Source organism: Agrobacterium sp. CMT1 (assembly GCF_037203725.1).
Lineage (GTDB): Bacteria > Pseudomonadota > Alphaproteobacteria > Rhizobiales > Rhizobiaceae > Agrobacterium > Agrobacterium pusense.
Genome location: NZ_JBBCAR010000011.1, coordinates 155,573 through 180,699, shown reverse-complemented (window position 1 = coordinate 180,699; position 25,127 = coordinate 155,573). Strand labels below are relative to the sequence as shown.

General features: G+C 60.7%; 21 protein-coding genes. 17 read left to right on the top strand and 4 right to left on the bottom strand.

Annotated features, from left to right (window positions below):
• Nucleotides 1-43 precede the first annotated feature (43 nt).
• Nucleotides 44-955, bottom strand: a complete 912-nt coding sequence (locus WA845_RS14815) for a 2-dehydro-3-deoxygalactonokinase (RefSeq protein WP_112555483.1) — start codon at nt 953-955, stop codon at nt 44-46.
• A gap of 116 nt (nt 956-1,071) precedes the next feature.
• Here WA845_RS14815 and WA845_RS14810 point away from each other — a divergent pair, with 116 nt between their 5' ends.
• The 9 genes from WA845_RS14810 (at nt 1,072) to WA845_RS14770 (ending at nt 10,779) form a co-directional block, all read left to right on the top strand.
• Nucleotides 1,072-1,980, top strand: coding sequence for a dihydrodipicolinate synthase family protein (locus WA845_RS14810; RefSeq protein ID WP_004438166.1), 909 nt, complete (start codon nt 1,072-1,074; stop codon nt 1,978-1,980).
• Nucleotides 1,977-3,143: a mandelate racemase/muconate lactonizing enzyme family protein gene (locus WA845_RS14805; RefSeq protein ID WP_044459757.1), complete on the top strand. Its 1,167-nt coding sequence runs from the start codon at nt 1,977-1,979 to the stop codon at nt 3,141-3,143. Before WA845_RS14810 ends, WA845_RS14805 begins: the two co-directional genes overlap by 4 nt.
• A gap of 24 nt (nt 3,144-3,167) precedes the next feature.
• On the top strand, nt 3,168-4,439 hold the full coding sequence (locus tag WA845_RS14800; RefSeq protein ID WP_004438170.1) for an ABC transporter substrate-binding protein: 1,272 nt from the start codon (nt 3,168-3,170) through the stop codon (nt 4,437-4,439).
• A 66-nt stretch (nt 4,440-4,505) separates the two neighbouring features.
• Entirely contained in the window at nt 4,506-5,432 is a 927-nt protein-coding gene (locus WA845_RS14795; RefSeq protein ID WP_112555485.1) for a carbohydrate ABC transporter permease, read from the top strand.
• A gap of 10 nt (nt 5,433-5,442) precedes the next feature.
• Nucleotides 5,443-6,273, top strand: a complete 831-nt coding sequence (locus WA845_RS14790) for a carbohydrate ABC transporter permease (protein ID WP_112555486.1) — start codon at nt 5,443-5,445, stop codon at nt 6,271-6,273.
• Between the two features lie 2 nt (nt 6,274-6,275).
• On the top strand, nt 6,276-7,358 hold the full coding sequence (locus WA845_RS14785; protein WP_022563544.1) for an ABC transporter ATP-binding protein: 1,083 nt from the start codon (nt 6,276-6,278) through the stop codon (nt 7,356-7,358).
• The gene (locus WA845_RS14780) at nt 7,355-8,335 is read left to right on the top strand and encodes an NAD-dependent epimerase/dehydratase family protein (protein ID WP_044459759.1); all 981 of its coding nucleotides are present in this window, start codon (nt 7,355-7,357) and stop codon (nt 8,333-8,335) included. Before WA845_RS14785 ends, WA845_RS14780 begins: the two co-directional genes overlap by 4 nt.
• On the top strand, nt 8,263-10,014 hold the full coding sequence (locus WA845_RS14775) for an SMP-30/gluconolactonase/LRE family protein (protein WP_174151624.1): 1,752 nt from the start codon (nt 8,263-8,265) through the stop codon (nt 10,012-10,014). The genes WA845_RS14780 and WA845_RS14775 overlap by 73 nt, the downstream gene beginning before the upstream one ends.
• Nucleotides 10,015-10,017: 3 nt before the next feature.
• Entirely contained in the window at nt 10,018-10,779 is a 762-nt protein-coding gene (locus WA845_RS14770; protein WP_034498395.1) for an SDR family NAD(P)-dependent oxidoreductase, read from the top strand.
• A gap of 93 nt (nt 10,780-10,872) precedes the next feature.
• Here the strand turns inward: WA845_RS14770 and WA845_RS14765 are convergent, their stop codons facing one another.
• On the bottom strand, nt 10,873-12,099 hold the full coding sequence (locus WA845_RS14765; protein ID WP_112555489.1) for an MFS transporter: 1,227 nt from the start codon (nt 12,097-12,099) through the stop codon (nt 10,873-10,875).
• Nucleotides 12,100-12,219: 120 nt separating this feature from the next.
• Between WA845_RS14765 and WA845_RS14760 the strand changes: the two genes are divergently transcribed.
• Entirely contained in the window at nt 12,220-12,813 is a 594-nt protein-coding gene (locus WA845_RS14760; RefSeq protein WP_004438189.1) for a TetR/AcrR family transcriptional regulator, read from the top strand.
• A gap of 39 nt (nt 12,814-12,852) precedes the next feature.
• On the opposite strand, the gene WA845_RS14755 is transcribed toward WA845_RS14760, so the two are convergent.
• A complete protein-coding gene (locus WA845_RS14755; protein WP_112555490.1) occupies nt 12,853-14,961 on the bottom strand; it encodes a sensor histidine kinase in 2,109 nt (702 codons plus the stop codon).
• Nucleotides 14,958-15,698 (bottom strand): response regulator transcription factor, encoded by a 741-nt coding sequence (locus WA845_RS14750; RefSeq protein ID WP_112555492.1) that lies wholly within the window; start codon nt 15,696-15,698, stop codon nt 14,958-14,960. Before WA845_RS14750 ends, WA845_RS14755 begins: the two co-directional genes overlap by 4 nt.
• 239 nt (nt 15,699-15,937) lie before the next feature.
• Here WA845_RS14750 and WA845_RS14745 point away from each other — a divergent pair, with 239 nt between their 5' ends.
• The 7 genes from WA845_RS14745 to WA845_RS14715 all read left to right on the top strand — a co-directional run bounded on the left by WA845_RS14745 (nt 15,938) and on the right by WA845_RS14715 (nt 25,063).
• Nucleotides 15,938-16,936, top strand: a complete 999-nt coding sequence (locus WA845_RS14745; RefSeq protein WP_037091000.1) for an ABC transporter substrate-binding protein — start codon at nt 15,938-15,940, stop codon at nt 16,934-16,936.
• A gap of 114 nt (nt 16,937-17,050) precedes the next feature.
• Nucleotides 17,051-18,076: an ABC transporter substrate-binding protein gene (locus tag WA845_RS14740; protein WP_003503939.1), complete on the top strand. Its 1,026-nt coding sequence runs from the start codon at nt 17,051-17,053 to the stop codon at nt 18,074-18,076.
• An 85-nt stretch (nt 18,077-18,161) separates the two neighbouring features.
• Nucleotides 18,162-20,393 (top strand): ABC transporter permease, encoded by a 2,232-nt coding sequence (locus WA845_RS14735; RefSeq protein WP_006698675.1) that lies wholly within the window; start codon nt 18,162-18,164, stop codon nt 20,391-20,393.
• Nucleotides 20,390-21,451, top strand: a complete 1,062-nt coding sequence (locus WA845_RS14730) for an ABC transporter ATP-binding protein (RefSeq protein WP_034498388.1) — start codon at nt 20,390-20,392, stop codon at nt 21,449-21,451. Before WA845_RS14735 ends, WA845_RS14730 begins: the two co-directional genes overlap by 4 nt.
• Nucleotides 21,452-21,757: 306 nt before the next feature.
• A complete protein-coding gene (locus WA845_RS14725; protein ID WP_004438202.1) occupies nt 21,758-22,795 on the top strand; it encodes an NAD(P)-dependent alcohol dehydrogenase in 1,038 nt (345 codons plus the stop codon).
• A 374-nt stretch (nt 22,796-23,169) separates the two neighbouring features.
• Entirely contained in the window at nt 23,170-24,054 is an 885-nt protein-coding gene (locus WA845_RS14720) for an AraC family transcriptional regulator (protein WP_004438205.1), read from the top strand.
• Nucleotides 24,055-24,151: 97 nt separating this feature from the next.
• Nucleotides 24,152-25,063 (top strand): ABC transporter substrate-binding protein, encoded by a 912-nt coding sequence (locus tag WA845_RS14715; protein ID WP_004438208.1) that lies wholly within the window; start codon nt 24,152-24,154, stop codon nt 25,061-25,063.
• Nucleotides 25,064-25,127: the final 64 nt, after the last annotated feature.

Here is a 25,127-nt window from a genome sequence, read left to right as displayed (position 1 = left end):
TATTGTGAAGGCCGGACACCAGGTGTCCAGCCGGCGTTTCCATTCAGGAAAGCGTCTTCTGCAGAACCGCCAGGGCTCCCTTCGTCAACGCGTCGTCATCGCCCATTGATATTCTGAGGCCGAATTCGCCAGCGGCAATCAGATAGAGATCGTTGAGCCCATCATTGCCCACAATCGCCGCATCGTCTCCCTCTGCGTACCATCCCGCATCGCGGGCCTGCCGAAATTCCTGTCCGATGACCAGCCCACGGACATAAGACCGCAGCTGCTGTGCCGACAGTTTGCCGGCGAGCCCGCCTGTGCGTGCGGAAAACAACAGCGACAGCATGGCTGCGGATTTTTTGGCCTCTTTCAAACCCCACAGGTATGCCTCCGGATCGTCGACCGGCGGCTGTGCGGAACCGCGCGCGATGAAGGAGTGATTGATGAGTAGGTTGAAGATTTCACCGGTCACGAATGTCTGGAAACCATCGATCCGCCCTGTCTTCACCCGTGCCCATTTGCTGTGGGTTCCGGGGATGATGAGGGTGGCGTCTTCCGTAAGGCCGTGGCCGACGATCTGGGTTTCCTCGCCGCGCATGACATCCGGAAACGGCTGGCGGCCGGGGTCGTTCAGGCCTGGCAGGAATACAAGGTCGGACCCATTGGGCAACGTCCTGCGCACCGTGCCGGCGGCAAGTTCCGCCGGTCCCGCCGGGCAGGGCACATAGGCCACCTCGACCCAGCCGTTGCGGCTGGTGATCATGCCAAGCGCGGCCACGGGCAGAGCGCCGTGTTTTGAAAACCAGGGGGCGAGTGCGTTCATGAGGGCAGGCTCATGTTGCCCTTCGGCAAGGCTCGAAATGCCGTCGGCGGTTTCCAGATGTTCAAGTTCCGCCCCGTCGTTACCGACAAGCGCCGCTCGCAATGATGTCGTTCCCCAATCGACGATGATCGATGTCGCCCGTGCTGCCATTTCCCTGAACCTCCTCGTTCATTTCATCTGGGGGCTTGTCATAGGGCTCAAGTCTATGTAGTGTCAATTAGTGAATTCAAGGTATCAATATATGATACTCAATTGGGAGGAGTAAGATGGTGGCTGGCCTGAAGGGAATTTTGCCCGTTTTGCCAACGCCTTTTCTGGCGGATGGCGGTATTGACCAAGCGGGTATGGAGCGACTGGTGATCTTCGCGCTCGAAAAAGGCGTGGATGGTGTGGTGTTCCCGGGTTTTGCCAGTGAGGTTGAGACTTTGGATGCTGCAGAGCGTGCGTCGCTGCTGAAGATCGTTGTTGATGCTGTTGCTGGCCGGGTGCCGGTCGTGGCGGGCGCGAGCGCGGCAGACTGGAGAGACGTGGTTGAACATGGCCGCGCCGCATCTGATCTCGGTATTCGCCACCTGATGGTTCAGCCGCCAAAATCGGTCGGGACTGATGCGCCGGCGCTGATCGAGTTTCTGGGTAAGGTTGTCGAGGCGCTGCCCGGGGTTGAAATCATCCTGCAGAACGCGCCTGCGCCGCGCGGGTCTGATCTGTCGCCGGAGGCGATTGTCGAGATCGTCCGGTCTCTGCCGCAGGTCACCTACGTCAAGGAAGAAACGCTGCCGGCCGGTCCCGCCATCAGCCATATCATCGCCCATGCGCCCTCAACATTGAAGGGTATCATCGGCGGCGGCGGCGCCCGTTACATTCTGGATGAATATGCGCGTGGCGCCACCGCTGCCATGCCGGCGCTGGAGATCGTCGAGGAACACGTGGCAATAGATCGCGCTCTCCGCGCGGGCCGTCAGGATGAGGCCCGGAAAATCTATGTCCGCACTCTTCCGCTTCTGGTTCTGCAGGCGGTTTATCGCATGCGGCTGACCAAGTACGTGCTGGCCCGCCGTGGGGTGATCGAGGGTCTCGGTGTCCGCGCGCCCACCCCGGAACTCGACAAGGCGGCGATTGCCGATATCGACGCCAACCTCGTCGAGCTCGGCCTTGTCGCCCCGGAGGCCGCATGAACAGCCCCGTTGCAACCATCGAAGTCTTCACGCTGACCCAGCCACGCAAAGTTCCCTATCTCGGAGCGCTGCGGGAAGGTGAAGTGGTCAACCCCAATGGATACATCGTCAGAAAGGGCAACCGCACGGTCTATCCAACCTTCGACCGCAGCGTGCTTCTGCGAATGACGACGGAAGCCGGCACCGTCGGCTGGGGTGAGACCTATGGCATCGTAGCACCCGGTGCGGTGGCGGCTCTCATCAACGACCTGCTGGCCGGTTTCGTGATCGGCCGCGATGCATCCGATCCATCGGCGATCTACGACGATCTTTACGATATGATGCGCGTGCGCGGTTATACCGGTGGCTTTTACGTGGATGCGCTTGCTGCAATCGATATCGCCCTCTGGGATATTGCCGGACAGGAAGCCGGAAAATCCATTCGAGACCTGCTGGGTGGCGGCGTGGACAATTTTTCGGCCTATGTTTCCGGCCTGCCGGAGAAGACGCTGAAGGCGCGCGGAGAGCTGGCGAAATACTGGCAGGATCGTGGCTTCGACGCCTTTAAATTCGCCACGCCCGTTGCCGATGATGGGCCGGCGGCGGAACTTGCCAATCTTCGGCAGGTGCTCGGCCCGCAGGCGAAGATCGCCGCCGATATGCACTGGAACCAGACACCGGAGCGGGCGCTGGAGCTCATCGCAGAAATGCAGCCATTCGATCCATGGTTCGCCGAGGCGCCCGTCTGGACGGAGGACATTGCCGGGCTGGAAAAGGTTTCGAAAAATACCGACGTGCCGGTCGCGGTGGGCGAGGAATGGCGCACCCATTGGGATATGCGCGCCCGCATCGAACGCTGCCGTATTGCGATCGTGCAGCCGGAAATGGGCCATAAGGGTATCACCAATTTCATCCGTATCGGCGCTCTCGCAGCCGAACACGGCATCGACGTCATACCGCACGCTACCATTGGCGCCGGCATATTCCTTGCCGCCAGCCTGCAGGCATCGTCGACGTTGCCGACGCTGAAGGGGCACGAATTCCAGCATTCGATCTTCGAGCCGAACCGCCGCCTGCTGGAGGGCGACATGGATTGCCGCGAAGGCAGGTATCACCTGCCGTCGGGTCCGGGACTGGGCGTAAGACCGTCGGAGGCGGCGCTCGCCCTTATTGAACGTATCTGATTTGGTTCTTTGGAGGAGGAAACCATGACCAAAAGAATGAAGAAGCTGGCGCTGGGTACGGCGACCGCCGTTTTGATGACGATGAGCGCCGTTGCCCCTGCCATGGCCGATACCGTCCTGAAATTCATTTCCTGGCAAACGGATGACGCGGGAACGGGTGAATGGTGGCGTTCGGCAATCGCCGCCTTCGAGAAGCAGCATCCCGGCGTGAAGATCGAGTTCACCAAGGCGGAACGCAGCTCCTACGCGGATACGATGACCACGCTTTTCGCTGCCAACCAGCCGCCGCAGATCGTGCATCTCGCATCCTTCGAGTTCCAGATGTTCGCCGACAGCGGCTGGCTGGAGCCGCTCGACCCGTGGCTTAAGAAGGACGGCATCGACATGACCGGCTGGGCCGGTCAGCAGAAATGCGAATGGAACGGTGAGACCGTGTGTATTATGACGAACTACTTCGGCTTCGTCATGGCTTATAACAAGAAGATCCTGGATGAGGCGGGCGTCGCGGTTCCGAAGACCTATGACGAGTTTCTGGCGGCCGCAAAAGCCACCACCAAGGATTTGAACGGTGACGGTATCATCGACCAGTTCGGGACCGGCCACGAGACCAAGGGCGGTCCCGGGCAATATCTGACGGAGATGCTGAACTATGTCCTCGATGCCGGCGCATACTGGACCGACAAGGACGGCAATATCACCATCGATACGCCGCAGATGGTGGAGGGTCTTTCACGCTGGAAAACCGTCATGAAGAGCGGGATCAGCCCGGTCGACATGAGCGCCAGCGACGTGCGCAAGCTTTTTGCCGATGGCAAGATGGCGATGCGTCTCGACGGGCCTTGGCTTTACGGCACCACCGAGAAGGGTTCAGCCAAGGCTGACATCGTTTACGCGGCACCCCCGCTTCATCCGCCGCTGGGAGGATCGTCCAACGTGCTCGCCATGCCGGCCGATATTCCCGATGACCAGAAGGCGCTCGTCTGGGATTTCATCAAGCTGACGATGTCGCCGGAGTTCCAGCGCAGCTATGCCACCCTTGGCGGCAACACCCCGCCAAGCCCCAAGGCCGACGTGTCGGGTGTCGAAAAGACCATCCCGCATTTTCCGGTACTGATCGAGACGATGAAGGCCGCATCCGAGGCGGGTATCGACCGCATTCCGACCGGACTTGAGCTCTTCTACAATGAATTCAGCAAGATGGTGATGGAAGAAAGCCAGCGGATGATCATTCAGGACCTCGATCCCGCGGAGGTGGCAAAGACCATGCAGGCGAAGGCCGAGGCCATCAAGGGCTGATCCCGTTTTGCCATGGCCCGCCTGGCGGGCCGTGGTTACCATCCGCATCCGGCAGGAGGACCATCCATGACCGCACCCGCTCGGGCCGGGCGCCGCAAGTTCTTTGATCTTGCGCGTCCCAGCCGGCAACATCTCCTCGGCTATATTCTGATCGCACCCGCGGTCCTGATGGTTGCCGCCATCATCGTCTGGCCGCTTGTGCTGGCCATCGACCTGTCTTTCCAGCAGGTCAAGATACCGCGGCTCGGTGGCGCAAGCCGGCCGTTTTCACTGGGCAATTACACCTGGCTTTTCTCATCGCCGGAATTCTGGCTCGCCTGCTGGGTGACGCTGAAGCTGGTTGTCGTTGTCACCGCGGGCAGCGTGGCCGTTGGCCTCAGCACGGCGCTTCTGGCCAATAACCGCTTCAAGGGCCGAACCGTTGCGCGGCTGGGAATGGCGCTGCCCTGGGCAGTGCCGGAAATCATCGCGGTCGTCATCTTCGCGTGGATGTTCGATACGTCCTTCGGGCTGTTCGGATGGCTGGCGATAAAGCTCGGTTTCACCGACCAGATGATCCCGTGGGTGAGCAGTTCGACAGCCGCCTTCTGGGCTGTCGCTATCACCATGGTCTGGAAGGGTTTTCCTTTCGTGTCGATCATGTGCCTCGCCGGTCTGCAATCCATTCCGGCCGATTATTATGCGGCCGCCAAGGTGGATGGCGCGAGCGTCTGGCAGCGTTTCCGCTGGATCACCATGCCGCTTTTGATGCCGGTGCTGGGCGTGACGCTGGTGCTGACGCTTCTGTGGGTGTTCCGCGACTTTTCCATCATCAAGGTTCTGACCGGTGGCGGACCGCTGAGGTCGACCCAGACCCTGTCGATCATGACCTATGACCAGGCCTTCCAGTATCACAATTTCGGCCGCGCCGCCGCCGTCGGCGTGCTGACACTGGTGATCTGTATCGTCGCGAGCCTTCTGATGCTCGGCCGGCGTTCGAAATCGATCTATTGAGGAGGCTTTGATGAAACGGACATTTTTACAGAGCCTTGCCCTTTACTCGACTGTCATCTTCACGCTGGTGATGATCCTGTTCCCGGTCTACTGGCTTCTGGTCACGGCGCTCTCCACCACCGATGAACTGTACCGCCTTCCGCCGACCTTCTGGCCGGATGATGCGCAATGGGACATTTTCGCCAGGGTCTGGGCCGCGAAGCCGATCCTGCTATGGCTGTGGAACTCGATGCTTGCGGCCGTCGGTTCGGTGGCGCTGTCGATGCTCGTCTCCGTCAGCGCCGGTTATGCCCTTTCGCGTTATTCCATGCGGGGCGGCGCGACCATGGGTCTCTTCGTCCTGACGGCGAAGATGCTTCCTGCAACGCTGCTCGTCATTCCGCTGTTTTCGATCTTTTCCAGCTTCGGTCTGATCGGCAGCCTCTGGACACTGGTGCTGGCGCATTCGACCATGATCATTCCTTTCGCCACATGGATGCTGAAAGGCTATTTCGACACCATTCCGAAGGAACTGGAGCAGGCCGCGATGGTCGACGGTTGCTCGCCGATCGGTGCAATGGTCCGGGTCGTGCTTCCGATCGCCACACCCGGTCTTGCTGCCACGGCACTTTATGCCTTCGTGCTCAGCTGGGCGGATTACGCCTATGCCCGCACCTTCCTCGTCAACTCGCCGGACAACTGGACGGCCAATCTCGGCATCACCACGATGCAGGGCGAATACGTCACCTACTGGAACGACATTTCCGCCGCATCCGTGTTCATCGCGCTGCCGATCATCGCAATCTACCTGTTTCTGGAACGTTATTTGGTCGGCGGACTCACCGCTGGCGCGGAGAAATAAGCATGGCCAATATTTCCATTCGCAATGTCAGCAAGTCCTATGGCGCCCTCAACGTGCTCAGGCCCTTTTCGCTCGAGATCGAAAACGGCGAGTTCGTGGTGCTGGTCGGGCCTTCCGGCTGCGGCAAGTCGACGATGCTGAAAATCCTTGCAGGCCTTGAACCGGCAAGCGAAGGGCAGATCTTCATCGGCGAAAACGAAGTCACGGATCTGGCGCCGGGTGACCGCGACATCGCCATGGTGTTTCAGAATTACGCGCTTTATCCGCACCTGACGGTCCGGCAGAACATCGGCTTCGGCCTGAAGATGCGCGGCACGGACAAGACGGAGATTGATCGCCGGGTGGATGACGCGGCGCGCATTCTCGAGGTAACGCCCTATCTCGATCGCAAGCCGAAGGATCTCTCGGGCGGACAGCGGCAGCGCGTGGCGCTCGGCCGCGCCATCGTGCGTCAGCCGCAGGCCTTTCTGATGGACGAACCGCTGTCCAACCTCGATGCCAAGCTGCGCGTCCACATGCGTGCCGAAATCGGCGCCCTGCACAAGCGTATCGGTGTCACCACCGTTTATGTGACGCATGACCAGGTGGAAGCCATGACCATGGCGGACCGGGTGGTTATCATGCAGGGCGGCATCATCCAGCAGATCGCGGCGCCCGATGAGCTTTTCAACAATCCGGCCAACCTCTTTGTCGCCGGTTTCATCGGATCGCCCGGCATGAATTTCCTCAACGCGGAACTGCGTGACGGCGCACTGACTGTTTTCGGCCAGAAGGTAAACCTGCCGGCGGCATCTGCCAGGCAGGGTAGCGTGATCGTGGGCTTGCGGCCAGAGCATCTCGTTCTGGGCGATGGGCCGGTGACCTTCAGCGTTCGCCCGACGCTGGTGGAAAGTCTGGGATCGGAAAAATACGTCTATTTCGATGCGGAAGGCGCAAGGGTCGCAGATGGCGAGGAGGGCAGGTCCAAGGGGCTGATCGCCCGCGTCTCGCATAGCGGCAACCTTCGGGCTGACGAAGCGCTTCAGCTCGGCTTTGATCCGGCACAGCTTTATCTCTTCGACGCAAAGACCGGAGCACGGCTATGATCCTCGTCACCGGATCGGCAGGCCGTGTGGGTCGTGCTGTCGCCGCTGCCTTGCGTATGGACGCTCGGGCGGTCCGCGGCTTTGACCTTCGTCCGTCGGGTACGGGCGGTGAGGAGGTCGTCGGATCGCTGGAGGACGGGCAGGCGCTGTCCAAAGCCATGGAAGGTGTGAGCGCCGTTCTGCATCTCGGGGCCTTTATGTCATGGGCGCCGGAGGACCGGGACCGCATGTTTGCGGTCAATGTCGAAGGCACGCGCCGTCTTCTGGATGCGGCCGCAGCCGCAGGCGTGCAGCGGTTCGTCTTCGCCTCTTCAGGAGAAGTCTATCCGGAAAACCGCCCCGAATTCCTGCCGGTCACCGAGGATCATCCGCTTCGCCCCAGTTCGCCCTATGGCCTGACCAAGCTTCTGGGCGAGGAACTGGTTCGCTTTCACCAGCGGACTGGCAGCATGGAAACCGTGATCCTGCGCTTTTCTCATACGCAGGATGCGGCTGAGCTGCTGGATCAAGACAGCTTCTTCTCCGGCCCGCGTTTTTTCCTGCGACCGCGCATTCGGCAGCAGCGGAATTTCGGGAACGTTGCGATTGCCGAACTGCTACAGTCCCGGGATATCGGCGAAGCGTCACATATATTGGCGCGTAATGAAAACGGCCGGCCATACCGCATGCACATAACCGATACACGCGATATGGTGGCCGGGATCCTGCTCGCCCTCGATCACCCTGACGCGGCGGGCTGCATCTTCAATCTCGGCGCGGATGAGCCATCCGATTTCGCCGAGCTTCTGCCGAAAATGGCCGCGGTGACCGGCCTCCCCATCGTGACTGTCGATTTTCCCGGCGACGGCGTTTATTACCATACGTCTAACGCGCGGATCAAAAACACCCTGGGGTTTGAGGCACAATGGACGATGGACCGGATGCTGGAAGAGGCGGCCGCCGCAAGGCGGCAGCGTCTCGCGAAGGAGACGCGATGAAACCCGAGACACCGGGCGGCACCGCTGCGCTGGCGAAGGGGTTGACCCTTCTCGACATGGTGGCCGATGCGCCGGAGCCGCCGCGTTTTGCGGAACTGTTGCGCGCATCCGGCCTGCCCAAGCCGACTTTTGCCCGCATCCTGCGCACCCTCATAGCCTATGGGCTCGTCCGTCAGGATGAGGCGCGTGGAACCTATGTTCTGGGCCAGCGCTTTCTCGAAATGTCCCACAAAGTCTGGGAGAGCTTCGATCTGGTATCGGCCGCGACACCCGAACTCGAGAGGTTGGCTGCCGAACTGGGCGAGACCGTAGCGCTCTGCCGGCTGGACGGCATCATGACGCAATATCTTGCGGAACGTTCTCCAAACGGTCTCTCCGTGCGGGTAGAAGTGGGACGCCGGGTTCCTTTGCATTGTACCGCGCCGGGCAAGGCGCTGCTTGCCTTTCAGGACCCCGCTGTCGGCCGTTCCCTGCTCGATCGGCTGACGCTGGATGCGCAGACGCCGCGGACGATTACCACGCTCGATGCACTTCAGGCCGATCTGACGCTGACGCGGGCGAGGGGTTACTCGATCTCCTATGAGGAGCACCTGCCAGGGGTGAATTCCGTTGCCGCACCCGTCATGGGCCGTGACAATACGCCGATGGGTGTGCTTGTCGCGCTCGGGCCGTCGTCGCGGCTCGATGCGTCCAACATTCATCCTGCCGGGCGCGAACTGATTGCCGCTGCACGCCGGATTACCGGCGCCGCCGGGGCTGTCGCCATCAGCTCGCGGCCACGACCGCGTTCGGTAACAGGACGCCCCAGCGCCGAACTCAGCTGCATTCTTCCCTGGGGGGCGCAGCTTGGGGAAAGCCCGGTCTGGCATGAAGGCGAAAACGCGCTCTACTGGGTGGATATTCTGCACCCCGCCGTCCATCGTTTCGATCCCGCCACCGGCCGTAACGAAACCTGCGAGACAGGTAAGCTGGTCAGTGCCGTCATTCCAGTCTCCGGAGGGCGATTGCTGGTGGCGTCGCAGGATGGCGTCGAATGGCTGGACTTCACTTCGGGCCGGCTGACACCCTTCGTCAGCCCGGAGGCTGGCATTGGCGATAACCGCTTGAACGATGCCAAATGCGGGCCGGACGGCGCCATCTGGGTCGGGTCGATGCGCATCGATGCCTCCAAGCCCACCGGCGCGCTTTATCGGATCAATGCCGATGGGGCATTCGAACGCAAGGAAGGCGGCATCGTCGTCTCCAACGGTCTCGGCTGGAGCCCCAATGGCAGGACCTTCTATTTCGTCGATACGGTGCCCGGCCTTATCCATGCCTATGATTGTGATCCGACGACGGGCGCCCTGTCGCAGCGCCGTGAATTTGCCCGTATTCCCGTGGCCGACGGCCGTCCGGACGGCCTCGCCGTGGATGCGGAAGGCGGGGTGTGGTGTGCGATCTGGGACGGCTGGTGCGTGCGCCGCTATCTTCCGAACGGCAAGCTGGATCAGGTGATCGAGATGCCGGTGCCGCGCCCGTCGAGTGTGGCCTTCGGCGGGCCGGACCTGTCGACGCTCTTCATCACCAGTGCCCGCACGCGCCTGCCGGCATCCACGCTCGCCGACGCCCCGCTGTCTGGTGGCCTGTTCTCCTGCCGCCCCGGAATTGCCGGCGCGCGCATTTCACTGTTCGAAGGATAAATTATGCGTCTTGAAAGCGTCTTTGGTTTGAAAGGCCGCACGGCGCTCGTCACCGGTTCCAGCCGCGGCATAGGGGCGGCCATAGCGGAAGGGCTGGCGGGGGCCGGCGCGCATGTCATCCTGCATGGCGTGAAGCCGGGTGCGACAATCGCCGTGCGGAAACGCATCGCGGACGGCGGTGGCTTGGCCCAAGAGCTGGCCGGTGATCTCTCCGAACCGGGCGCCGGGCGCGATCTTGTCGAGCGCGCTGAGACGGTCGCACCGGTTGATATTCTCGTCATCAATGCGAGCGCCCAGATCAATGCGGTACTGTCGGAGCTGAACCCCGATGATCTGGCGTTTCAGCTGGCGGTCAATCTCGGGTCGACAGTGGACATGCTGCAGACGATCCTGCCGCGCATGGCGTCGCGAAAATGGGGAAGGGTGGTTTCCATCGGCTCGGTCAACCAGTTGCGGCCGAAGGGCATCGTCACCGCCTATGCCGCCACCAAGGCTGCGCAGCATAATCTGATCCAGAGTCAGGCGCGCGACTATGCGAAGGACAATGTTCTCCTCAACACTCTAGCGCCCGGTCTGGTCGATACGGATCGCAATGCCCATCGCCGGGACGAAGACCCCGAAGGCTGGGCTGAATATGTCCGGACCCTGAACTGGATGGGACGAGCCGGTCAGCCGGAGGAAATGGTGGGCGCCGCCATCTTCCTGTCTTCGCAGGCCTGCAGCTTTATGACCGGCGAGAGTATTTTCCTGACGGGCGGTTATTGACTTCTCCGCATATCCTGCGCGGAGAAGCGTTTTTGAAGCGTCTACTCATGAGAAGCGGTGCGGTCCGTTCGTTTCAGTGTCCGCCAGCCCGGATCATTCGGCGGGCTGCGCTGCCGGAGACCCACCCGGATGCCTTCGCTCCGCCGAGAGGCTGCGCTGACCAAGCCCAATGATCGTCACCGTTGAAAGGCTTGCGGCGACCGACACCCAGAAGCCATTGTCCGGGCCGAAATTGTCGATCACCCATCCCGAGACGAAAGCGCCCAGCGCCATGCCGATACCGATACCGGTCATGACCCAGGTCACGCCTTCCGTCAGCATCGATTCCGGCACCCGGCGTTCAATCAGGCCGAAAGCGGTGATGAAAATGGGAGAGATTGCCACACCGCTGAGGAACACGGCAAAGGCAAGCAGGGCGACACTGGATGCCGCGACGAGGAGCGGCAGCGCCGTCAGGGCAAGAACGCTGACAGCGATCAGCAATTGCCGGTGCAGCGGCGTTTTCGGGTTGAGCGCACCAAGAAGCAGGCCGACGACGAAAGAGCCAATGGCATAGACGCCGATGACGAGGCTGGCTGCTTCCGGCTGGCCGAGTTCCTTGGTGATGGCGACGGCGCTCACCTCGGCGGTGGCGAAAGTCGAGCCGACGAAGATGAGTGCGACCGTGATGATCTGTACCGGACGCAGCCATATTGCAGAACGCTGCCGACGGCCGCCCTCGACCGGGCGCACTTTGGGTTCTGTGGATCGCTGCAGAAGAAAGGCAAATGTTCCGACCGCCAGAAATGCCGTGCTGATCATCATGCCCGCTTCTGGAAAAAGCGAAACCGCAAGCCCGACGGAAAGCGATGCACCCGCAATGTAGACAAGTTCGTCAGCCGCGGATTCGAAGGCAAAGGCCGTATTCAGTTCCGGCCGGTCCCGAAAGAGTTCCGTCCAGCGGGCCCGCATCATGGCGGGGATGCTTGGCATGGCGGCGGCGAGGAAGGCGGAAAGAAACAGCGTCCACGCCGGCCATCGCTGATTGGTGGCGATGATCAACGCCGCAAAGGCGAGGACGGATAGAATGGTCGCGGGGATGAGAACGCTGCTTTGGCCCCGGCGGTCCACCAGCCGCGAGATTTGCGGCGCGACGGCGGCATTGGTCAGCGCGAAGGTTGCTGATACGGCGCCTGCCAGCGAATATTCGCCATGCGTTTGCGACAACATGGCCACGATGCCGATCGGCGCCATGGCGATGGGGAGGCGGGCAAAGAAACCTGCAGCTGAAAAGCCTTTGGCGCCTGGAACCCGGAAAATTTCTCTGTATGGATTAGACATCGGATGCACCTTGTTTAGGGAGTATCCACCACACACATACGTGGCGTATGTAAATGAAATAATTGCATACGCGGCGTATGTCAACTAATATACGCGACGTATGTGGATGCTGGAGCAAAAATGCGCAAACCTCGCAGTGAAATGATTGCTGAAACGCGGGCAAAGCTGCTGGCTGCCGGACGCAGGGCGTTTGGCAGTATTGGTTATGCTGAGGCCTCCATGGATGATTTTACCGCCGAGGCAGGGCTGACCCGTGGTGCGCTCTATCATCATTTCGGGGACAAAAAGGGTTTGTTGCTGGCGGTGGTGGCCGAGATCGACGCGGAGATGACAAAACGGCTTTGCGAGATTTCTTCGAGAGCCTCGACGCGTTGGGAAGGGTTCGTCGAGGAGAATGTCGGCTATGTCCGTATGGCGCTTGAACCGGAAATCCAGAGGATCATGTTTCGCGATGGACCGGCCGTACTTGGCGATCCATCCCGCTGGCCAAATGCCAACGGCTGTATTTCCGCTGTTTCGCGCAGTCTCGATGCGCTCAAGCAGGAGGGAACGATCGCCGATATCGATTCCGAGGCGTGTGCCCGTTTCATCAATGCGGCGAGCAGCAGCGCCGCCCAGTGGATTGCCAATTCTGACGATCCGGAAACAACGTCGGAACGGGCCGTAAGGAGTTTCCGGACCTTTCTGGATGGATTGCGCATCAGCAAGGGCTGATCCCCGGGCGCCAGTGCCCCGACACCCGATCCTGCAATGTTATCTCGCCTGCCCGGCATGAATCGGGAAAAGCAGCTGCACCCTTGCGCCCTCACCGGGCTTTGAATGGATGTGGGCTTCGCCACCGCTCTGGCGCACGAAACCATAGACCATGGCAAGTCCCAGGCCTGCGCCTCCATGGTCCCCCCGGGTGGTGAAATAGGGTTCGAAGGCCTTGTCCACGGCCTCCGGCGTCATGCCGATGCCCTCGTCCGAGACGGTTATCACCAGAGTATCCTTCTCGCAGGCCGCCTCGATTGAAATCAGGCCGCCCTCCGGCATGGCGGCCGCGGCGTTGAGGCAGAGATTGAGGATGGATTGCTCGAAGAGGGCGGGGTCGAGCGGGATGGCGGGAAGATCATCATCGAGATCGAGTGCAATACGGCATTTGGGGCCAACCGCGATCTCGAGAATATCGGCCATGCCGCGCAGGAGATTGGCCACGTTAATGCAGCTTGGATGGATGGGCTGCTGGCTGCCGATGGTCAGCATGCTGCTGGCCAGGGAGCGGCCGCGATCAGCTGCCTTGCGAATGCGGGCAATATGCCGGTTCTGGCGGTCATTGAAACCGGCCTCTCGCTCCAGAAGGCCGAGGCTGCCGGTGATGATGCCGATCATGTTACCCACCTCGTGGCTGACCTGGTGGGTCATGCGCATGATGCCGTCCAGCCGCTGGGCCTTGACTGCTTCCGCCTCCTGCCGGTCTAGCGCGGTCACATCGCGGGCAAGCAGCACGATGCCGCCATCCGGCTGGCGCGACATCGATATTTCTATAACCCGCTGGTCGGCGGTTCGATGCCGCACCACGGCGCGCTCCAGCAGGTTCCCATGCCCACCATCGAAGGGCAGCAGCATCGAATCGATTTCGGGAATGGGCTCGACGAACCGGCGGATCGGCAGCTTTCGGGACGAGCCGGAACGCCCGACAAGTTCGATGATGCGGCGGTTCATGGTGATAGGCCGCCCGGCCGGATCGAACAGCGCTATTCCCTCATTCATGTTGCGGAATGTGGAGCGGATGGTGCGGGCTGCGGCTTCGGCCGTACGCCTGAGGCGAGAGACGCGGTCGACGCTGTCGTGGAAGGCGCGAAACGCGTCGAGCAGGCGGATGAGCTCCGTCTCGGGACCCGTATAGGAGGGCGGCCCGACATCCGTTTCCCCCTTGGCGAGGGCATTCATGCCGTTGGAGAGCGTCACGATCCCGCGCGAGACACGCATCACCGACCGGATCGAAAAGATCGCCACGATGAGAACCAACAGCGAGGCAACGGCGACAATGATCAGCAGCCGGTTGAGAGCATCGGAGGTGGAGATAAGGTCTTCGTTCAGACTGCGCGCGACCGCGTCGCCCTGCGTTTCGGTCACATGCGAAAGATCGCGCGAGACGGTGTGAAGGCGCGAGACCGAGGCGCGGATCGCGAACATCTCCAGAAGGTAACGGCTCTGGGCCTCGAAAACCCGCTCATAGGGCTGAAGCTCGGCAATGGGCAGGCGCTCGCCCGGATAACCCTGCTGACGCGCCGTTGTTTCCGCCACATAGCGGCGGCGCAGTTCGCCAAGCTGAAAAAGACTGTCGGACGCGGACGCGGCCTGTACGATGCCGTTCATCCGCCGGCGCAGCTCCGGATCGAGGATACCCTGACCGGTGGCGATTTCGCCAAGCGCGGCTGCCGCCTCCGCCTTGTGGCCCTGCGCGGCATCGGCATCCTTAGCGAGATCGAGTGTCTGCGCTCGGATACGCTGCAGCAGTTCAACGATACGCTCACTCGCAAAGCCGCGTGCTGCTCGCTCGCCGCTGCCCGGCTCTGTCATCTGCAGAAGCAGATCGACCTGCTGGACAACGGAGCGGCTTTCGCTGGAAACGCGATAGGGCGAGGCGGCATTCATCAGGAAAGGTGCACTGGAGACGAGATCGGAGACCTGCCGCGAGACCAGCGAGGCCTTGGCGAGACTGGAGAAGGCCTGCAATCCATAGGCCGCCATTTCATCGCGGGCGCGCTGCAATCCGTAAATCGCGATGGCGGACAGGCTAAAGACGAGGACGCAGGTAAAGACGATCGCAAAGGGCAGGCGAAAGGCGATGGAGGAAAGGAAGGAGCGGCTGATCACGGGTAGGGCTCGCCCTCATCGGTGTGGAGCACGTAACCCTTGCCGCGCCGGGTCTTGATATGGCGCGGCAGATCGGGGTTTATCTCGATCTTGCGCCTCAGCCGCAGCACCAGCACGTCGACGTTTCTGTCGATATAACGGTCGCTCTCCGAACCCAGCCTGTCGAGAATCTGGGAACGGCTGACGGCCTGGTTGGGCGTCTCGGCAAGAATTTCCAGAAGCGCGAATTCGGCGCTCGTCAGTGTCCGGCTGCGGTCCGCGAGGCAGACAGCGCGGCGTGCATCAAGATCGATCGCCCAGTCGCCAAGCCGCAGCGCCGCGCGCCCGTGGTCACGCTCGCTGTCCTTCTCCTGTTTTAGCGAGGGAATTGTCCGGCGCAGGACGGCCTTGATCCGCGCCGTGAGCTCGATTGGTTCGAAGGGTTTGACTACGTAGTCGTCGGCGGCGGTCTCCAGGCCGAGCACCCGGTCGGCGGCACTTCCGGCGGCGGTGACCATGACGATGCCGATGTCGATCTGGCTGCGCAGCCGCTGGGCGAAGGTGCGCCCGGACGTGCCAGGCAGATTGTGATCGACGAGGACGAGCTGCATCCTGTCCTTTGCCAGTATCTCGTCGGCCTCCTCTGCGGAGCGCGCACAGGTGGGCAGCCAGCCCTCAGCCTCGACGAGATCCGAGATAAGCTCGGCCATATCCGGATCGTCCTCGACGATCAGAATGCGAACCTTCTGATTAAGCACTGCAACTTCCTCCCGCCACCATCATAGGCATGGTGGCGGCTATCTTCAAAGGCTCGCTGGTTATCTCTCCTGTCATAATTGTAATATCTGTAATCTTGTTCGGCAGTGCGGTGAAAGATTGGTAACCATTCTTCGATTGCGGTGCGAACAGGATGTGACATGCTGTTGATGGAGACTGGAACGGGGAGGTTCCAGGCAGGGAGGCTTAATTGAAAGCATTGACCGCACTTGCGGCGAGCATGGTCCTTTGGCTGTGCGGCGCAGGGCATGGCATGGCCGAACCGAAGTTGAACGTCCTGTGCGGCGTCGATGAGGCCTGGTGCGTGACCATGCAGCGGGCATTCGAAGCCAAGACCGGACTTGAAATTTCGATGGTTCGCAAAAGCACCGGCGAAATTCTCGACCAGATTCGCGCCGAGCGATCCCATCCGACAGTCGACGTGTGGTGGGGCGGCACCGGCGATACACATTTGCAGGCAGGTTCCGAAGACCTGCTGGACGAATATCGGCCCGCCAATCAACAGGATCTGTTGCCCTGGGCGCAGAACTTCAATGCGATGTCCGGGTCGAAATCGGCTGGAATTTATGCTGGCGCGCTTGGTTTTGCCTATAATTCGGAACTGCTTGCCAAAAACAGCTTACCCGCTCCCACCTGCTGGAAGGATTTGGCCAAGGACGTCTATCGTGGCCATATCCTGACCGGCAATCCGAACTATTCCGGCACGGCCTTCACCATGCTCGCCACGCTTGTGCAGCTGTTCGGCGAGGAAGAAGCCTTTGGTTTCATGACGAAGCTGAACCTCAATGTCGTGGGTTATACCAAGGTCGGTTCGGCACCCGTCAAGGCGGCGGCGCGGGGTGAGGTTCTTATCGGGATTTCCTTCATGCATGATGCCGTGACCCAGAAGATCGAGGGTTTCCCGCTGGTCATCGTCGCGCCCTGCGAGGGCACCGGCTACGAGATCGGGGCGGTCAGCATTGTCAAGGGCAACCACAATACGGCGCTTGCGCAGACCTTCGTGGAATTTGCGCTGAGCCCTGAAGGACAGGAAACCGGCGCCATAGCCGGCCAGAACCAGGTGCCGTCCAACGCCCGGGCGACATTGCCGCTGACGGCACCTGATATATCGATGATCAAGATGGTGGATTACGACTTTGCCACCTTCGGCCAGCCGGAAGAGCGAAGTCGATTATTGAGCCGCTTCGACAGCGAGATTCACCCGAGCCAGACCCAGTAGGGCCAAATACCAAAAACCCCGAAACGACAGCACGCGCGCCACAAGGTGCCGCGACCGGCAGCGCCATGTCTGCGCGTGACCCGAAATTCAGACGCAAGCTACAGGAGGATAACCATGCGACTGACGATACTTTCCACTCTGCTTTTTGCCGGTACGGCACTAAGCGCCGTTTCCGCGCAGGCGGCCGGCGAACTGAACCTGATCTGCTCGGCCGATGTCGTCATCTGCGAACAGATGAAGGGCGATTTTGAAAAGTCTCATGACATCAAGGTCAATATGGTGCGCCTGTCTTCGGGCGAGACCTATGCCAAGGTGCGCGCGGAAGCCCGCAACCCGAAAACCGATATCTGGTGGGCCGGTACGGGCGACCCGCACATGCAGGCAGCCTCGGAAAACCTGACGCTCGAATACAAGTCGCCGATGCTGGACCAGTTGCAGGACTGGGCGGTCAAGCAGGCGGAGAGCACGGGTTACCGGACTGTCGGCGTTTATGCCGGTGCGCTGGGCTGGGGCTACAACACCGAGATATTCAAGTCCAAGGGTTACAAGGAGCCAAAGTGCTGGGCCGACCTTCTGGCGCCGGAACTCAAGGGCGAAATCCAGATCGCCAATCCGAACTCTTCGGGTACCGCCTATACCGCGCTTGCCTCACTTGTGCAGATCATGGGCGAGGATCAGGCCATCGATTACCTGAAGAAGCTCAACGCCAATATCTCGCAATATACCAAGTCCGGCTCGGCACCGGTCAAGGCGGCGGCGCGCGGCGAGACGGCGCTCGGCATCGTCTTCATGCATGATGCGGTGGCCCAGACCGCGGAAGGTTTCCCGGTCAAGTCAATCGCTCCGTGCGAGGGCACGGGTTACGAGATCGGCTCCATGTCGATCATCAAGGGCGCCCGCAACCTCGACAATGCCAAGACCTGGTACGACTGGGCGCTGAAGCCGGAGGTCCAGTCGCGCATGAAGGACGCCAAGTCCTTCCAGCTGCCGTCCAACAAAACGGCGGAAGTGCCGAAAGAGGCACCGAAGTTCGAGGACATCAAGCTCATCGACTACGACTTCAAGACCTATGGCGATCCTGCCAAGCGCAAGGCGCTGCTGGAACGCTGGGATCGCGAAGTTGGTGCGGTCGCCAACTGATCTGAACTCCGGCGATCGGCATCCCGGCTTTTGAAGCCGGGGTGTCCGCCACTCTTTCATCGGCATGAAACAAGCGAGGTCGGCCATGACACGTGGCAATCGCAGGCTGGACATCGTCCTGGCGTTCGGGGCTTTCGCCCTCATTCTTCTTCCCTGGTATCGCATCGAAGGCGGCTTTTACAGCTTCCGCTGGCTGTCCGGGTTTTTCTCCTCCGCCAGCAATGCGCCAGGTGTGTTGCAGATACTGTCTTATGGAAAACCATGGCTGGTCGGCATTGTCATTTTCTTCCTTGCCGCATGCCTTGTCCGGCCGATCCGTGATCCGATGCGCCGGGGCGGTTTGCTTGCATTCATTGGCGCTGCTGGTCTCGTCTTCCTCGCCTTGCAAGGGCTGGCCATCGGCTTTACCGGCTGGACCTGGACAATCAGCGAAAATCTCTTCGGCATGCTCGCCGATGGCCAGCCGTCCATGGGGGCGGGGGCCGTCGTCATGTCGTTCGTCTTCGTGCTTCTTTTTGCCTTCGGGCTTGCCGAACGTGGTGTCATGAAGGGCGATGCCTTTGTCGTCGGCGCCATTTCCGTTCTGGTTTTCCTCGTTACGGTTTTTGTCTTCTATCCGATCGGCAGTATGCTGGTTGCGTCCGTTCAGGATTTCGACGGCTCCTTTAATGCCGATGGATTCATTCGCAATATCAAGGATCCCGGCATATGGAGCCTTGGCTGCGTCGTGGGTGAGGAGCGCTGCGGTGTTGCCTGGCGCACGCTCTTCCTCGCGCTGATGACCGCTTTCGGTTCGACCGTGCTCGGCCTTGGCTTTGCCCTGATCGCCACCCGCACGCGCTTTCCCTTCAAGAAGGGACTGCGGCTCCTGACGGTGCTGCCAATCATAACGCCGCCTTTCGTTATCGGTCTTGCCCTGACGCTGCTCTTCGGCCGCGCCGGCGTCGTCACCGAATGGCTTTCCTATCTCTTCGGCATCGAGCCGGGTCGCTGGCTTTATGGCATGACCGGCATCTGGATCGCGCAGGTTCTTTCGTTCACGCCCATCTCGTTTCTGGTGCTGATCGGTGTAGTCGAAGGGGTAAGCCCCTCCATGGAAGAAGCCTCTCAGACGCTGCGCGCCGACCGCTGGCGCACTTTCTGGCGGGTTTCCCTGCCGCTGATGAAGCCCGGTCTCGCCAATGCCTTTCTCATCGGCTTCATCGAAAGCATGGCGGATTTCGGCAACCCGCTGGTGCTTGGCGGCACACACGGCGTCCTGTCGACGGAAATCTTCTTTGCTGTCGTTGGTTCGCAGAACGATCCGTCGCGCGCCGCGGTCCTGGCGATCATCCTGCTGTGTTTCACGCTTTCGGCCTTCCTTGCCCAACGCTTCTGGCTGGCAGGCAAGAATTTCGCCACGGTGACGGGAAAGGGCGACAGCGGCGCGCATATCGCGCTTCCGCGTGGCCTGTCCATCGGCGTTCATGCCGTTGTCGTGCCGTGGATGGTCTTCACAATCGTCGTTTATGGCATGATCCTTGTGGGCGGTTTCGTGAAGACCTGGGGTCTCGACAATTCCCTCACCTTCGACCATTACCTCCGCGCATTTTCCGTGAGTTTCTCCAACGGCTCCATCGCGTGGACCGGCGTTGCCTGGAACTCGTTCTGGACGACCATGAAGATCGCGCTGATTTCCGCTCCGCTCACCGCCGCAGTCGGTCTCCTGACGGCCTATATCATCGTGCGGCAGAAATTTGCCGGGCGGAACCTGTTTGAATTTGCGCTGATGATGAGCTTTGCCATTCCCGGCACAGTCATCGGCGTCAGCTACATCATGGCCTTCAACCTGCCGCCGGTAGAAATGACCGGCTCGGCGCTGATCCTGATCGCCTGCTTTGTGTTCCGCAACATGCCGGTCGGTGTGCGCGGCGGCATTGCGGCGATGAGCCAACTCGACAAGAGCCTCGACGAGGCCTCGCTGACGCTGCGGGCCAACAGTTTCCGCACCATTCGCAAGGTCATCCTGCCGCTCCTGAGGCCCGCGATCACGGCCGCACTGGTCTATTCCTTCGTGCGCGCCATCACCTCCATCAGCGCCGTCATCTTCCTCGTCAGCGCCGAATACAACATGGCGACGTCCTACATCGTCGGCCTCGTCGAAAACGGCGAATATGGGGTTGCGATTGCCTATTCCTCCATGCTGATCGTGGTGATGATCACCGTCATTGCCGGCTTCCAGTTCCTCGTTGGCGAGCGTCGGCTGCGGCGCGAAAACCGCGTCGCTGGCCTACCATCCGCTTCCCCCGTTCCTCTTGCCCAGGAGAAAACCGCATGATTTCCGTTAAGCCCGGCTCCGTTACCTTCAAGAATGTCCGCAAGACCTTCGGTGCTTTCACCGCCATACCGGACCTGTCGCTCACCATCGAACCAGGCACGCTGGTAACTCTGCTCGGCCCATCCGGCTGCGGCAAGACGACGACGTTGCGCATGCTGGCGGGCCTCGAACACCCGACGTCCGGCCGCATTCTCATCGGCGATCAGGATGTCACGATGCTGCCAGCCAACGAGCGCGATGTCTCGATGGTCTTCCAGTCGTATGCGCTGTTCCCGCACATGACGGCGCTCGACAATGTTGCCTATGGCCTGCAATCCTCCGGGCTACGCAAGGCGGAAGCGCGGGAAAAGGCGGAAGAGGGGCTGAAGCTTGTCGGCCTTGCCGGCATGGGGCATCGCCTGCCTGCCGAACTTTCCGGTGGGCAGCAGCAGCGTGTCGCGGTTGCCCGTGCCCTGGTACTGGAGCCGCAGGTGCTGCTGCTGGACGAACCTCTTTCGAACCTCGATGCCCGCCTTCGTCGCCGGGTCCGCACCGAAATCCGTGAATTGCAGCAAAGACTTGGCTTCACTGCGGTTTACGTGACGCATGATCAGGATGAGGCGCTCGCCGTTTCCGACCGCATCATCGTGATGAAGGATGGAGAGATCGCCCAGTCTGGCGCCCCCCGCGAGCTGTATGAGGCTCCAGCCTCCGCCTTCATTGCCGATTTCATGGGTGAGGCGAATGTCGTGGGCTGCGAAGTGATAAGGCTGGATGGGCCGGACGCAATGGTCCGCGTTGGGGGCATCGATTATCGGCTTTCCGCAGGCAACGCCAGGCTGGGGCCGGCGAAGCTTGCGGTTCGCCCGGGCTCGATTTCAATCGGTCAGCCCGGCGGGCAGGGGGTTGCCGGGCGGGTGCTGCACAGCGCCTATCTGGGCGGCCACGTGGAATACGAGGTGGAAACCGAGATCGGCACGCTTTTCATCATCGATCATATGGCGGAAACCGGCCTGCCGCCGGCAAGCGACGTCACACTCGGCTTCAGGAGCCGCGGTATCGCTTTGATCCAGGCCTGATCCCCAGGCAAGCCAGATGCGGTTCCGGCCTGCTTCTGGCTGTCGACGCGCTGTCAGCACGCCGCATTCCAGATCGCCGCCGTGCCGGGCGAATAGCTCCGGCAGACGAATCAGTCCTCATGTCCGGCTCGGGAAAGGACACGACATCGCGGCAGTGATGAGAAATTGCAGGCTCCTCGATACAGTTTTTCCTGTGCGAAGAAAAACCGGTTGTTCCGGCGGATTTCTGTTTACTTTTGCCGAGGTTACGCGCCATCACGCTGACTGAATTCGCTGCCAGGCGTATCGTAAACCACGGAGGATGAGATGAAGGCACTGGTGCTGGAAGAAAAAGGGAAGCTCGCGCTCAGGGACTTTGACATTCCCGGTAAACTCGGACCGAAGGATGTGCGTATCCGCACCCACACGGTCGGCATTTGCGGCTCCGACGTCCATTATTATACACATGGCAAAATCGGACATTTCGTCGTCAACGCCCCGATGGTGCTCGGGCACGAGGCCTCTGGAACGGTGATCGAAACCGGCGCCGAGGTAACGCATCTCAAGGCTGGCGACCGTGTTTGCATGGAGCCGGGTATTCCCGACGCAACGTCTCGCGCGTCGAAGCTCGGCATCTACAATGTGGATCCGGCCGTCCGTTTCTGGGCGACGCCCCCTGTGCATGGTTGCCTGACGCCGGAAGTCATTCATCCCGCTGCTTTTACGTACAAGCTGCCGGACAATGTGTCCTTTGCGGAAGGCGCCATGGTGGAGCCCTTTGCCATCGGCATGCAGGCGGCGCTGCGTGCCCGCATCCAGCCGGGCGATGTCGCCGTGGTAACAGGCGCCGGTCCGATCGGCATGATGGTGGCGCTTGCCGCGCTCGCGGGCGGCTGCGCGAAGGTCATCGTAGCCGATCTTGCCCAGCCCAAGCTCGATATCATCGCCTCTTACGATGGCATCGAGACCGTCAATATCCGCGAGCGCAACCTCGCCGAAGCGATCGCTGAGGCGACGGACGGCTGGGGCTGCGATATCGTCTTTGAATGCTCGGGCGCTGCCCCTGCCATTCTTGGCGTTGCCGCCCTCGCACGACCGGGCGGCGCAATCGTGCTCGTCGGTATGCCGGTCGATCCGGTTCCGGTCGATATTGTCGGCCTTCAGGCCAAGGAACTTCGGGTCGAAACGGTTTTCCGCTACGCCAATGTCTATGATCGCGCCGTAGCGCTCATCGCATCCGGCAAGGTCGATCTGAAGCCGCTGATTTCTGCGACCATTCCCTTTGAAGACAGTATTGCCGGTTTCGACCGTGCGGTGGAAGCGCGGGAAACGGACGTCAAACTGCAGATAGTGATGCCGCAATAAGTGCCAGACATTCGCTCGCTGATGCATAAGCGGCGAAAGGTGCGCGGAAAAGTATAAGTAGGGTCTGCCTGTGGCAGGCAGGCCCTACTCCAAAAATTCATCACAGATCGCCTCCTGTTGAGAATTGTTTGGGCGCATCACGGCAAATTGAGCAAAAAAAACAGGCTCTCCGCAACGTTGGCTGTCAATCACGTTGAGGCACTATTCAATTTCTCGCAAAAAACAGTCAAAAAAGTATCGGTAATTTCTCCGGCGTGATGTGGATGTTTTGCCGCGGCCCGCCCTATGCTCCTCATCAACGCCTGGGACGAGCCATAAAGAGGAATGGCTTCGCTTCGCAAATGCGGCGGACGTGACTGATGGGAGGAACCATGATGCAGCCCGATCTGGAACTGGTGCACATCCGCAAGGGCGAATCTTTCGCTGCCTGGCGGCATGGCTATCCGTTCCGTACCGTGCGCTGGCATTATCATCCCGAATATGAAATTCATCTGGTCGTCGCGACGTCAGGCACCTTCTATATCGGTGATTTCGTCGGCCGTTTCGGCCCCGGCCAGCTCATCATGACCGGCCCCAATCTCCCCCAGAACTGGATCAGCGAGATCGAGCCGGACGAAATCGTGCCGACGCGTTCCCTCGTGATCCAGTTTCCGGAGAGTTTTATCGAGGATGCCTGCGCCTCCATGTCCGAGATGGAAGTGGTGCGCGGCCTGCTGGATCGCAGCCGTCGCGGTATTCTCTTTGACGACGAGACGAGCGATCGCGTTCGTCCGCTGATCCTTCGGCTTATCGAGGCGCAGGGCCTGACGCGTCTGGCACTTTTCTGGGAAATTCTCGATCTCTTGGTCAATGCGCCGACATCCGAGGTGCTGGCAAGCCTCAGCTACGAACTGGATCTGACCGGGATTGGCGACAGCGGCATCAATCGCGCCCTCTCTCATCTGCGCGAGCATCTGACCGAACAGGTGGAGGAAATCGATCTCGCCGACATGGTGGGCCAGAGCCCGAGCGCCTTCTCCCGGGCCTTCAAGCGTCATACCGGCACGACGCTGGTGCGCTATCGCAATCAGTTAAGGATCGATCTTGCCTGCCAGATGTTGCTGGCGGATCAGGATGTGAAGGTGGCCGAGGTCTGCTACGATGTTGGCTTTTCCAATCTTTCCAATTTCAACCGGCATTTCCTGAAACTCAAGGGAATGTCACCGTCGAGGTTCCGAACCATTTTTGCGGCCCAGAAGGCAGCTGTTATGGCGGAGTAAACCAGCGACACATCGCCGATTTTTACCAATTCGGGCAGAGGTCTGTCCGGAAACGGGCACTTGTTGCCCCAACTTTCCTAATGGGAGGAAGAGTGAGATGAAAATGAAATCCAAGTTTCTGATGGCGACAGCCGCAATTGCAATGATGGCCGCTCCGGCGCTGGCGCAGGAAAAGCTGAAGATCGGCATGACCTTCCAGGAGCTGAACAACCCCTATTTCGTGTCGATGCAGGAAGCGCTGAAGGAAGCTGCGGCAAGCATCGGCGCTGACGTTGTCGTGACCGATGCCGGCCACGATGTGGCAAAGCAGATTTCCGACGTTGAAGATATGCTTCAGCAGAAGATCGACATCCTGCTTCTCAACCCAACCGACAGCGCCGGCATCGAAGCCGCCGTGCACGCTGCCAAGGCTGCCGGCGCAATCGTCGTTGCGGTTGACGCCAACGCCAATGGCCCGGTCGATACCTTCGTCGGCTCGAAGAACCGTGACGCGGGCTACAAGTCGTGCAAGCATCTCGGTGACGCGCTCGGCGGCAAGGGTGAAGTCGCGATCCTCGACGGTATCCCGGTCGTGCCGATCCTTCAGCGCGTCGAAGGTTGCAAGGCCGCACTCGCCGAATTCCCCGAGATCAAGCTGGTCGATACACAGAACGGCCGTCAGGACCGCTCCGTCGCTCTGGGCGTCGTTGAAAACATGATCCAGTCGCGTCCGAACCTCGCCGGCATCTTTTCGGTGAATGATGGCGGTGCGATGGGCGCTCTGGCTGCTATTCAGGGTTCCGGCAAGGACATCAAGCTGACCTCGGTCGACGGTGCTCCGGAAGCTGTGAAGGCGATTGCCGAGGGTGGTCCTTTCATCGAAACCACCGCGCAGTTCCCGCGTGACCAGGTGCGTGTCGGCCTTGCCATGGCGCTCGCCCAGAAGTGGGGCGCTCGCGTCGTGCCGAAGGAAGTCCCGATCGACGTTATGGTCGTCGACAGCAAGAACGCCGGCGAGTTCAGCTGGTAAGAACTCCTCCCAGGCTCCGTCCCCGCTTTATGCGGGGGCGGGGTTAAATCCCGACCATTGAGGA

Excerpts from the sequence above, each read along its gene's own strand:
- WA845_RS14765 (WP_112555489.1), bottom strand. The coding sequence starts at position 12,099 with ATGTCTAATCCATACAGAGAAATTTTCCGGGTTCCAGGCGCCAAAGGC.
- WA845_RS14775 (WP_174151624.1), top strand. The coding sequence starts at position 8,263 with ATGGACGATGGACCGGATGCTGGAAGAGGCGGCCGCCGCAAGGCGGCA.
- WA845_RS14740 (WP_003503939.1), top strand. The coding sequence starts at position 17,051 with ATGCGACTGACGATACTTTCCACTCTGCTTTTTGCCGGTACGGCACTA.
- WA845_RS14795 (WP_112555485.1), top strand. The coding sequence starts at position 4,506 with ATGACCGCACCCGCTCGGGCCGGGCGCCGCAAGTTCTTTGATCTTGCG.
- WA845_RS14785 (WP_022563544.1), top strand. The coding sequence starts at position 6,276 with ATGGCCAATATTTCCATTCGCAATGTCAGCAAGTCCTATGGCGCCCTC.
- WA845_RS14770 (WP_034498395.1), top strand. The coding sequence starts at position 10,018 with ATGCGTCTTGAAAGCGTCTTTGGTTTGAAAGGCCGCACGGCGCTCGTC.
- WA845_RS14730 (WP_034498388.1), top strand. The coding sequence starts at position 20,390 with ATGATTTCCGTTAAGCCCGGCTCCGTTACCTTCAAGAATGTCCGCAAG.
- WA845_RS14715 (WP_004438208.1), top strand. The coding sequence starts at position 24,152 with ATGAAAATGAAATCCAAGTTTCTGATGGCGACAGCCGCAATTGCAATG.
- WA845_RS14790 (WP_112555486.1), top strand. The coding sequence starts at position 5,443 with ATGAAACGGACATTTTTACAGAGCCTTGCCCTTTACTCGACTGTCATC.
- WA845_RS14805 (WP_044459757.1), top strand. The coding sequence starts at position 1,977 with ATGAACAGCCCCGTTGCAACCATCGAAGTCTTCACGCTGACCCAGCCA.
- WA845_RS14800 (WP_004438170.1), top strand. The coding sequence starts at position 3,168 with ATGACCAAAAGAATGAAGAAGCTGGCGCTGGGTACGGCGACCGCCGTT.
- WA845_RS14745 (WP_037091000.1), top strand. The coding sequence starts at position 15,938 with ATGGTCCTTTGGCTGTGCGGCGCAGGGCATGGCATGGCCGAACCGAAG.
- WA845_RS14760 (WP_004438189.1), top strand. The coding sequence starts at position 12,220 with ATGCGCAAACCTCGCAGTGAAATGATTGCTGAAACGCGGGCAAAGCTG.
- WA845_RS14735 (WP_006698675.1), top strand. The coding sequence starts at position 18,162 with ATGACACGTGGCAATCGCAGGCTGGACATCGTCCTGGCGTTCGGGGCT.
- WA845_RS14810 (WP_004438166.1), top strand. The coding sequence starts at position 1,072 with ATGGTGGCTGGCCTGAAGGGAATTTTGCCCGTTTTGCCAACGCCTTTT.
- WA845_RS14780 (WP_044459759.1), top strand. The coding sequence starts at position 7,355 with ATGATCCTCGTCACCGGATCGGCAGGCCGTGTGGGTCGTGCTGTCGCC.
- WA845_RS14815 (WP_112555483.1), bottom strand. The coding sequence starts at position 955 with ATGGCAGCACGGGCGACATCGATCATCGTCGATTGGGGAACGACATCA.
- WA845_RS14725 (WP_004438202.1), top strand. The coding sequence starts at position 21,758 with ATGAAGGCACTGGTGCTGGAAGAAAAAGGGAAGCTCGCGCTCAGGGAC.
- WA845_RS14720 (WP_004438205.1), top strand. The coding sequence starts at position 23,170 with ATGCAGCCCGATCTGGAACTGGTGCACATCCGCAAGGGCGAATCTTTC.